A 1,534-nucleotide genomic window follows, 5' to 3' on the forward strand; every position below is an offset into this window, starting at 1 on the left:
TGTCTTATACTGATATAGGTTGACACATTTAGAAACTTAATAAATGTGTTAGACTTATGAGAATTTTAAATCCAAGGATTCCAGAAGAGAAGAAAGCGGAGATTATTTCTGCTTATTTGAATGGTACCAACAGTTATGAAGAGTTGGGAAAGTACTACAATGTTGAGCCAAGTACGATAAGATGTTGGGTAAGCCGGTACAGAAAATCAAAAAATGTTGTATCTTTGCAGGCGGATACCAAACCGCTTGAAGATATGGCACGTAAAAAGAAAGAGGAGAAATCTCCTGAGGTACTGGCACTCGAAGCTCGCGTTCGTGAGTTAGAGTTGCAGAATCTGGCCCTGAACACGCTGATTGACGTGGCTGAAAAGAACGGCATTGATATCAGAAAAAAATCTGGGGCCAAGCAGTAGATGAGCTTCATGGGCAGCACGGCCTGACGGTAACAGCTGCCTGTGATCTGCTTGGCCATAGCAGACAGGCCTATTATAAGAAGAAAACGGACGAGGCGGAACAGTTGGCCCGCGAGATTCGTATTCTTGATGCAGTACGTGAAATACGTGAGATTGATCCTGGTATTGGAGGAGTGAAACTCTGGCTGATGCTATGCGTGATGTTTAATACAGGATGGATGCCTGGACGCGATAAGTTTATGAACTTACTTCGTCGCCATAAACTGATGCAGAAACCTCGCAAGAGCCGCTCTACAACGAACTCCAACCATCGCTACCACAAATGGAAGAATCTTATTAAAGGATTCGTTCCTACTGCGGCAAATCAGCTGTGGGTAAGCGATATTACCTACATTGAGCTCAAGAACGGATGCTGTTATCTGCACCTCGTTACAGATGCTTATTCAAAGAAGATCGTTGGCTGGTATCTAGCAGAATCTCTCGCATCCGTATTTACGCTCAAAGCCCTCCGTATGGCTATAGAACAGGCTGGCGGTGACGACCTCTCAGGACTCATCCATCACTCTGACCGTGGTGTGCAGTACTGCTGCGACCTCTATGTCGAGGAACTGCAAAAACACAACATATTAATATCGATGACGGAGGATTACAAACCTACTGATAATGGCGTTGCAGAGCGCGTGAATGAAACAATCAAGTATGAGAGCATCTATCGTCAGGAAAGACGGTTTGCGACGTATGGAGAGGCACTGGAGCAGATAAGACGCTTCGTTGATTTCTATAACTGCAGACGCCCTCACTACAGCATCGGTATGCAGACTCCAAATACAGCTCACGAGCAGTCTGGTGAACAAAAAAAGATGTGGAAGAATAAAATTTATCGCAAGAATGAACAGAGTTTGCAGAATAATCCCTAACTTTGCAAGCGGAATGTCGAAGGACACTCTTTGGAGGCTTTGCGCCTCCAGCCGCATGGCAAACCACCGCAGTGTTTTTCATAGTTGTCAACTCTTTCAGGAAAAAGACAACCTTTTCAGTAAAGGTGTCAACGATTCCAGTAAAGAGTCAACTTATTCAGTAAAGCGACTGTCAACTATATCAGGAAAAAAGCAATAAACTGT

2 protein-coding genes are annotated in these 1,534 nt (G+C 44.3%); both read left to right on the forward strand.

Annotated elements, in window-relative coordinates; genetic code table 11:
• Positions 1–56: 56 nt before the first annotated feature.
• The gene (locus BUB86_RS16860; RefSeq protein ID WP_073211895.1) at positions 57–413 is read left to right on the forward strand and encodes a transposase; all 357 of its coding nucleotides are present in this window, start codon (positions 57–59) and stop codon (positions 411–413) included.
• Between the two features lie 47 nt (positions 414–460).
• Positions 461–1,330 (forward strand): IS3 family transposase, encoded by an 870-nt coding sequence (locus tag BUB86_RS16865; protein ID WP_254795214.1) that lies wholly within the window; start codon positions 461–463, stop codon positions 1,328–1,330.
• The last annotated feature ends 204 nt before the right edge of the window (positions 1,331–1,534 follow it).

Source organism: Xylanibacter ruminicola, from assembly GCF_900142525.1.
Classification (GTDB): Bacteria; Bacteroidota; Bacteroidia; order Bacteroidales; family Bacteroidaceae; genus Prevotella; species Prevotella ruminicola_A.